Source organism: Microcoleus sp. D3_18a_C4, from assembly GCF_036702415.1.
Lineage (GTDB): Bacteria > Cyanobacteriota > Cyanobacteriia > Cyanobacteriales > Microcoleaceae > Microcoleus.
On the sequence record NZ_JAUBTI010000172.1, the window covers coordinates 1 to 7787 of the forward strand.

A 7787-nucleotide genomic window follows, 5' to 3' on the forward strand; every position below is an offset into this window, starting at 1 on the left:
GTCCCGCCCGTCCTTTTTGGACGGGCGGGACGCCCATCCCACAAACTTGTGGAAGTTATTTAATTCTCATTCCTAAAATACAAATCCAAGATTGAGTAAACCCGCCTCGGCTCAAAACTCGCAACTGTCGATCGATTAATTTTTGCCAGGGGGCGATACTTGATAAAGTCCTCTAACGGGCCCTGCCTCAGTCGGTGAACCTTCCTGCTGTGTTGGAAGTGTAAACTGATCTTGGAGTCCGGCGGGAGTAGGGAAACAGCCGCTCGGTTGAGCTGCTAGCTGGCAAGCTGCAGGCAGTGCCATGATTGAGGCATCGAAGGGATTAACTGCATCTGGAACGCGGAGAATCGGGTCGCTGGAAACCTGTCGCTGCATTACTCGGCGGTAGAGGCCGTTGACGCGGCTAGCATCCCTCTCCATTTCTTTTTCGGGAAAGGCAACCACGCCGCTGGGGGAACCGATGCCTAAATAGTCGCCCAAGTAACCTTGCAAGCTGACGTTGTGGTAAAAGTCTCCTGAAGCTTCAAAGTATTGTCGGTTGAAGTCGTCGGCAATCGGGTGAAATCGCTCTGTTTGTGCTTGAGCTGGTTTGACGGATGCCAGCGCGGCAGAGGCGACAGCGAGAATCAACGCGCCGCTCAGGCTTTTTAACTTTTGACTCATATATTTGGGCCTCCTTAATTAATTCCGATTCCACTTTGACACTCCCTGACCTAAAGGAGAGGGATTCTTAATTCAGCGACTGACCTTAAAATGTTGCGTCCTTTCGGCAATCCTTAAACTTTTCAACCGTGCAATTGCACCAATTGACGAGCTTAACTCACAACCACCCCAGAGGGTCTATCTCCAAAAGCGTACTAGGATACGAACCTAGAGTTCGGGTGTGCCCCACCCTACGGGAATTGAAACAAATTATTGATTTTCTGGTGCGTGAGAATGCGTTGATTCCCCAGCTCTGTTTTACAAGGTTTTCGCTACCCTTCTTTTTGCTTTTAAAAAGCTTTCAGGTTCGAGGGTGCCGACTAAAAGCCGCTTCACAACCGCCCACCTTGGGAATTACAACCATGTCTATTCTATCAAAAAGCCGTCAAGCGATTTTAGATTTTAGATTTTAGATTTTAGAATTGAAGCATTGACTTGCGCGAGATAAATACGTTCGGCAAGTTTCATCGGAGACAGGTTTTTTATTTCACCGGTCCTGAGTTGGCGCGTTGGAATGAATCCGGGGGCTTTTATCCTGGATGCCTTCGGTCAAGCGAAGGACGGGATTTTCAACCCAATTTTTTGATAAACTGATTATCGGCGGATTATTTGTGTTTTTTACAGGGTGTGAGTTATGGATGCTGCGGATTTGAAGGTGTTGCGCGATCGACTTCTCGATTTGTTGTGCGAGTTTGCCTATCGCGAAGGCGATTTTGTGCTGTCTTCGGGGCAGAAAAGTTCTTATTACATTAACTGCAAACCGGTGACGCTGCACGCTGAAGGTGCTTTGGCAACGGGACGTTTGCTGTTGTCGATGCTGTCGTCGGAGGTGCAAGCTGTGGGCGGTTTGACTTTGGGTGCTGACCCGATTGTAACTGCGGTAAGCGTGGTTTCGGCTCTGGAAGGTCGATCGATTCCGGCGCTAATTGTCAGAAAGGAGACGAAGGGACACGGGACAATGGCTTATATTGAGGGGCCGCTGTTGCCAGAGGGCACGAATGTGGCGGTTTTGGAGGATGTGGTGACGACGGGTAAGTCGGCGATGCAGGCGGTGGAACGGTTGCGGGCGGCTGGTTATAAGGTCGATCGCGTGTTGTCGCTGATTGACAGGGAGCAAGGTGGTGCCCAGTTTTATCAATCTGTTGGATTAGAGTTTGAAACAGTTTTTACGATTAAGGATCTTCAAAAGTGGATGGCTAGCAAAAAATAGGCAAAAGTGCGATGCCCCTCGTTACTAGGTTCTACCTGGTAACGCAGATGCTTTCGCTCTGCCTCATGTTAAAAATGGTGCAAGATATCAATCTTAACCAGCCAGTTTAATGCTATGAAAACCCTCCGTTTTATTGACTTATTCTCAGGAATAGGCGGCATGAGATTAGGGTTTGAATCCGCCGCTCGTTCCTTGAATCTGGAAACAGAATGCGTATTAAGCAGCGAAATCAATCCCGACGCTCAATTAGTTTACCAGAAAAACTTTGCCGACACACCTTTAGGCGACATCCGATTAATTGACAAACTGCCTGAACATGAAATTTTACTAGCGGGATTTCCTTGTCAGTCTTTCTCCTATGCTGGCAAAAAAGAGGGCTTTGGAGACACCAGAGGCACCCTATTTTTTGAGATTGCAAGGTTAATTGATACCTTTAAACCTCAAGCATTTATTTTCGAGAACGTGCGGGGGCTTGTCAGCCACGACGGCGGCAGAACCCTCGAAACTATTAAGGGCGAAATCAAAAGCCGAGGTTACAGCTTCGATTATTTTTTGCTAAACAGCTCTAACTTTAGCTTACCTCAGAACCGCGTCCGAGTTTACCTAGTAGGAATTTTAAATGCTTCGCCCCAATTTAAGCTAATTTCCGACGTAGGCCCAAAAGATTCGCATTCCTCTAGTCATCAACAGCTATCGTTCTTTTCCCCGTTAAGTCAACCTGTCACACTTGCAGATATTTTGGAAGACAATCCAGAACCAAAATATGATTGTTCGCCAGAATTTGTTAATGCGTTGAAACAAATAGTTAACAATGATTTCAGTCGCTTGCACGGTAGGCGGCTAATTGACTATCGCGGCGGCAATTCGATTCATTCTTGGGAACTGGGTTTGCGAGGCGAGTGCAGTTTAGACGAAATTGAATTAATGAATCTTTTTATCTTGAAAAGGCGCAATAAAGAATTTGGCGCTGACCAAGATGGCAAGCTATTAACTAAAGAGCAAATAGCTACTTTTTTTGCTCATCCCAATCTCGATAAAATGCTAGATTCCTTGGTAACAAAAAAGTACCTGCAACGGAACAACAATCAGTACAAACCTGTATCCGGTAACTTTTCCTTTGAAGTCTATAAATTTCTAGATCCGCAGAAAATTTCTGTAACAATAGTTGCCAGTGATGCTAATAGATTAGGAGTTTACTCTCATAACCGAGTCCGCAGGATTACTCCCCGCGAGGCGGCGCGGCTACAAGGTTTTTCAGATAGTTTTATTTTGCATCCTAATGATGATAAAGCTTATCATCAACTGGGTAATAGTGTAAGTATTAATGTAGTTAAAGCTGTTGCTCTAGAAGTTATCCAGAATGTTTTGTGCTCTACCAAACAAAAAGTTAGCGCCTGGTGAATTGGGAAGGGCGGGCGGAGTGTTTCGGCTCACCCTAGCAACTAGCTTTGCGCTACAGGTTCCTTAGCCAAAAACTTCTCTAATTCCGTGAAAGCATCGACATCAACCTTAGATCGGTGTTTTATTGGGGGGGATTATAAACTATGTCTGCTCTAATTTTATCAAAATCAGCTCAGGTACTTGAAGCACAAGGGAAAATAAAGTTTTCGGTGCTAAACAAGCGCAAGCTTTCAGGTTCAGAATCTCTACCAATCGGCTGATTTTAGCAGAGGGAAGTTATAACCTGAGTGAGATATTAACTAGAGAAGACTGTTTTAAAATGTTAGATGACGCGCAAGGAGAAGCAGTAATGATTTTACCTGCATCTATTAAAAGGAAATGGAAACTACTGGCAACAGCCTTTATTTGTCCTCTGACACTAATTGGTGTTGGCATTCAGCAACAACCGCTTCAAGCACAACAAAATCCATCTAAGACTAATGTTGCTGCTTTGCCAGATGGTATTTACCTGTACGGGGATTCGCCACAGCCCAACCAAGTTCTTCAAAACTATATCGTGTTTCAACGCCAGAACGATCGCGTCGTTGGTGCAATCTACGCGCCGCGATCGGACTTTGCGTGCTTCACTGGTAAAATTCAGGGAAATACACTGTACGGGAAGGCAATCTCAGCCGGAAAAGTTCAAACAATTGAAGTCAATACTCAGCTAACAAATCTGCATTCTATCCGCACAATTAGCTCAAACGATCGCCGCATTCTTTCAACGTGCCAAGATACAGCGCGATCTAACATATCCCGGTAAATCTTTTACTTAGCTCAAATGGTGCATGAGGCTGGCGGTGCGTTACACGGCGTTAACGCACCCTACGAATTAATCCAATTAGCTTTGGGCTACAGGTTCCTTAGCCAAAAACTTCTCTAATTCCGTCAAAGCATCGGCATCCACCTTAGTCTGCATCGGACAGAACTTAGGGCCGCACATCGAACAGAATTCAGCAGTTTTGTAGATATCCGCCGGCAAAGTTTCGTCGTGATATTCCTTTGCCCGTTCTGGATCTAATGACAGCTCAAATTGACGGTTCCAATCGAAATTGTAACGCGCTTTCGAGAGTTCATCATCGCGATCGCGCGCACCCGGACGGCCCCGTGCAATATCTGCAGCGTGAGCCGCGATTTTGTAAGCAATCAGCCCGTTTCGGACATCCTCAGCATTCGGCAACCCTAAGTGTTCCTTCGGCGTCACGTAACACAGCATTGCAGTACCGTACCAACCAGCCATCGCGGCCCCAATTGCTGAGGTAATGTGGTCGTACCCAGGCGCAATATCTGTCACCAACGGCCCCAAAACATAGAAGGGTGCTTCCGAACATTCCTCCATTTGTTTCTTGACATTAAACTCAATTTGATCCATCGGCACGTGGCCGGGGCCTTCCACCATTACCTGCACATCATGTTCCCAAGCTTTGCGAGTTAATTGTCCCAAAGTTTTGAGTTCAGCTAATTGAGCATCATCCGACGCATCGTGAGTGCAACCGGGGCGCAAAGAATCTCCCAAACTAAACGAAACATCGTATTTTTTGAAGATTTCAATGATGTCGTTAAAGTGAGTGTAGAGAGGATTTTGTTTGTGATGATGCAGCATCCACCGCGCCAAAATGCCGCCGCCGCGAGAGACAATCCCAGTCAACCGATTTTTTACCAACGGCAAATGCTCGATCAAAATTCCGGCGTGAATAGTTTGGTAATCAACACCTTGTTGAGCGTGTTTGTCAATGATGTGAAGAAAGTCATTCGGCGTCAGACTTTCCATATTACCATGAACGCTTTCTAAAGCTTGGTAAATTGGTACAGTACCGATCGGCACTGGTGAAGCTTTGATAATCGTAGTGCGAATTTCATCCAAATTCCCGCCGCCGGTGGACAAGTCCATCACGGTATCAGCGCCGTATTTCACTGCTAGTTTAAGCTTGTCAACTTCTTCTTCCATATTGGAAGAGTTGGGAGATGCACCGATATTAGCATTGACTTTGCATTTAGACGCAATGCCGATCGCCATCGGTTCCAAATTCGGGTGATTGATGTTAGCGGGAATAATCATCCGTCCCCGCGCTACTTCCGCGCGGATAAGTTCGGGCGGGAGATTTTCTCGCTTAGCAACAAAGTGCATTTCCTCAGTAATTACACCTTGGCGGGCGTAGTGCATTTGAGATACATTGCTTTGGCCCTGACGCTTAGCGATCCATTCGGTACGCATATTTAATTTCCTTGATAAACAGCTTCCCTCCGCTGGTATTACCCAGACTCAGGTTCTAAGGGTGTTTTCTCAGCCCGGATATTCGGGCACCCCTAGCTAAGCTGTTGATTGTATCACCGATTTCTGTGCGCCACGGCGGCAACTAAGGAAATCTTAATATTGAGAGATAGATGAGGGGAGCGAGATCCCTTTTGGGGCTTCTGATATTTCTGCTGTTTAAAAAGTACACGCCACCGAAGCTATCCCGAAGGGAATCGCACCCCATTTAACAACCTAAAAACAATCACACCTCATCAGGATTAATCCCCATTTCGCGCAATTTTGCTGCTAGGCGATCGGCGCGTTGTTTTTCTTCCTCCGCGCGAAGGCGTTCTTCTTCAGCGCGAAGGCGTTCTCGTTCCGCCCGCAGGCTTTCTTGTTGAGCACGTTCCTCTCCAATTAACAGCAAATTTCCTTCACTATCCCACCAACGCAACCAAGGCAAATTCATCTCATCATATTCACCTTGCCAAATTCCCAACTCAACTCCAAGCTGAGGAATCGGATAGCAACCCCGCTCATTTGCACTCATTAGCTGATAGCGATTATCCTCTAAATGATACATTTCTACAGCCGCTTTTTTCACTTCATAAATGCCGTAGTAAGGCACGCGAATCGCCTGTTCGTAAACCCAAAATTTGCCCACCTTTTGTTCTTCGGCTTGACCTGGTTCGGGCGGTGGCGTTCTGTCTCGCTCTTCTGCACCGTTCCCCGACACAAATTCCAGTACAATCAGCGGTGCAACGTATTCTTTCCACAATACATAAGAACGTCGCACCTCACCATTTAATAGTGGGGGAACATTCGGCACATAAAACCAATCTGGCGCTTCTGCACCGCGTTCGAGAGGGTCAGTTAAACGCCAATAAATCCCACAATCTTGACCGATACGATAGCGTCCGTCAGGATGAATTCGTTGCAATACTGGTCGGAGTGAATCAGTGAGAATAATGCTTTGAGGAAGTTCTTGAAAGTTTTTCACAAAAGTACCGTCCGACTCGGGTAATTCAGTGTGGTCTGGGAGATGGGTGACTTCCAATTCAAATGATTTGGCAATAGTCATAAAACTTGCGCTGATTTGAGGAATTAAACTTATTATAGTAGAATGAATAAGGAAGAAGCGAAATTTGGCTAATTACAAGCCCCCGGTAAATCAGTAAAATTTAATCATCAAAAAGTCAGCCTAACCCAATATAAAATCAACGCTCACTTCTAAATCAGGAAAAGCCAGCGGCGCAACTTGTTGACCGCGCCAAAACTTGAGCATTAAACTATAACCGTTCGGGCCCGGCTGACGGTAGACTTCCAAACAATTTTCTACTAAATCTACCAGCCAAACTTCCTGAATGAGCGATCGCGCGTAAATGGATACTTTCACATCTCTGTCATAATCAACCGTACTATCTGAAACCTCAACTAACAGCAAAACTTCAGACGGTACTGGATGGGCTGTGGCGTAGTAATCAGCGCGAGGTTGCAGCAATACAACATCCGGTTGAGGTTCAGTGCGCTCCGTCAACTGGATAGGGTCTTGGGCACGTATAATCGCACGTCTTCTCTCCAAATCCGAGAACACAGCGATCAGAGGCTTAACAGAACTTGCGTGACGAGTACCAATTGCAGCCATTTTAACAATCTCTCCTTCTATGAGTTCTACCCGATCGCCCTCGGAGAGAATACCCGCCTCAGTCATCAAATGATATTCTTTTACTGTAAATAACCGTTTTTGAAGCTGAACAGACATATAACTATTCTCCTTGTTTGCAGCTTACCTAAATTTACCATAAAAAAAACCGCCCCAAACAGATAATGTACTTCCTTGTAGATATTGAATCCTGCTGGTTATGGCAATTACTTCTCTAATTTCTCTACAGTTTCACTATTAATTATTCTTGCTCTTCCCGAACAGGGTTTTTGGGATAATAATTATTTCATTACCCCTTGACGATAGCTAGACAATCATCTTTCATTGCAGGCTAGGTACGATGTTTCCCGACGCGCACAGAAGAAGACGATACAGTTTGTACCGTTTGGGCTTTGGGCCAATACAGAGATTGCTGTTGTTCTTGTCGGTGAGCATCTTTAACTCTGAGCGAGAAGAGCTGGGAGCATCCCGATTTTGCAAATATACAAAAGTATGATAAGGTGCGCCGCTTTTGGGGAAAAGCGACACTTAGCTTC

Annotated in this window: 8 protein-coding genes and 1 riboswitch; of the genes, 3 read left to right on the forward strand and 5 right to left on the reverse strand. The window is 45.8% G+C overall.

The genetic code is table 11. The annotated features are described in order from the left end of the window. Nucleotides 1–135: 135 nt before the first annotated feature. Nucleotides 136–663: a hypothetical protein gene (locus tag QUB16_RS32270; RefSeq protein ID WP_333322400.1), complete on the reverse strand. Its 528-nt coding sequence runs from the start codon at nucleotides 661–663 to the stop codon at nucleotides 136–138. Nucleotides 664–1336: 673 nt separating this feature from the next. Between QUB16_RS32270 and pyrE the strand changes: the two genes are divergently transcribed. From pyrE to QUB16_RS32285, 3 genes are all read left to right on the forward strand, one after another. Then, nucleotides 1337–1912: an orotate phosphoribosyltransferase gene (gene pyrE, locus QUB16_RS32275; RefSeq protein ID WP_333322402.1), complete on the forward strand. Its 576-nt coding sequence runs from the start codon at nucleotides 1337–1339 to the stop codon at nucleotides 1910–1912. A 114-nt stretch (nucleotides 1913–2026) separates the two neighbouring features. Further along, complete coding sequence (gene dcm / locus QUB16_RS32280; RefSeq protein WP_333322404.1) at nucleotides 2027–3313, forward strand: DNA (cytosine-5-)-methyltransferase; 1287 nt, start codon at nucleotides 2027–2029, stop codon at nucleotides 3311–3313. A 319-nt stretch (nucleotides 3314–3632) separates the two neighbouring features. Next, the gene (locus QUB16_RS32285) at nucleotides 3633–4115 is read left to right on the forward strand and encodes a hypothetical protein (RefSeq protein ID WP_333322406.1); all 483 of its coding nucleotides are present in this window, start codon (nucleotides 3633–3635) and stop codon (nucleotides 4113–4115) included. 78 nt (nucleotides 4116–4193) lie between these two features. Here the strand turns inward: QUB16_RS32285 and thiC are convergent, their stop codons facing one another. The 4 genes from thiC to QUB16_RS32305 all read right to left on the reverse strand — a co-directional run. Next, nucleotides 4194–5567: a phosphomethylpyrimidine synthase ThiC gene (thiC, locus tag QUB16_RS32290; protein ID WP_333102218.1), complete on the reverse strand. Its 1374-nt coding sequence runs from the start codon at nucleotides 5565–5567 to the stop codon at nucleotides 4194–4196. A 7-nt stretch (nucleotides 5568–5574) separates the two neighbouring features. Beyond that, a riboswitch (TPP riboswitch) is annotated at nucleotides 5575–5671 on the reverse strand. Between the two features lie 179 nt (nucleotides 5672–5850). Then, a complete protein-coding gene (locus QUB16_RS32295) occupies nucleotides 5851–6669 on the reverse strand; it encodes a Uma2 family endonuclease (RefSeq protein WP_333322409.1) in 819 nt (272 codons plus the stop codon). Between the two features lie 120 nt (nucleotides 6670–6789). After that, nucleotides 6790–7350, reverse strand: coding sequence for a Uma2 family endonuclease (locus tag QUB16_RS32300; protein WP_333322411.1), 561 nt, complete (start codon nucleotides 7348–7350; stop codon nucleotides 6790–6792). A 232-nt stretch (nucleotides 7351–7582) separates the two neighbouring features. Next, nucleotides 7583–7787, reverse strand: a 205-nt coding sequence (locus QUB16_RS32305; protein WP_333322413.1) for a hypothetical protein, incomplete at its 5' end; no start/stop codon positions are given.

Bases quoted from the DNA above. Each gene is read 5' to 3' on its own strand.
- QUB16_RS32270 (WP_333322400.1), bottom strand. From the start codon at position 663: ATGAGTCAAAAGTTAAAAAGCCTGAGCGGCGCGTTGATTCTCGCTGTC.
- pyrE (WP_333322402.1), top strand. From the start codon at position 1,337: ATGGATGCTGCGGATTTGAAGGTGTTGCGCGATCGACTTCTCGATTTG.
- dcm (WP_333322404.1), top strand. From the start codon at position 2,027: ATGAAAACCCTCCGTTTTATTGACTTATTCTCAGGAATAGGCGGCATG.
- QUB16_RS32285 (WP_333322406.1), top strand. From the start codon at position 3,633: ATGTTAGATGACGCGCAAGGAGAAGCAGTAATGATTTTACCTGCATCT.
- thiC (WP_333102218.1), bottom strand. From the start codon at position 5,567: ATGCGTACCGAATGGATCGCTAAGCGTCAGGGCCAAAGCAATGTATCT.
- QUB16_RS32295 (WP_333322409.1), bottom strand. From the start codon at position 6,669: ATGACTATTGCCAAATCATTTGAATTGGAAGTCACCCATCTCCCAGAC.
- QUB16_RS32300 (WP_333322411.1), bottom strand. From the start codon at position 7,350: ATGTCTGTTCAGCTTCAAAAACGGTTATTTACAGTAAAAGAATATCAT.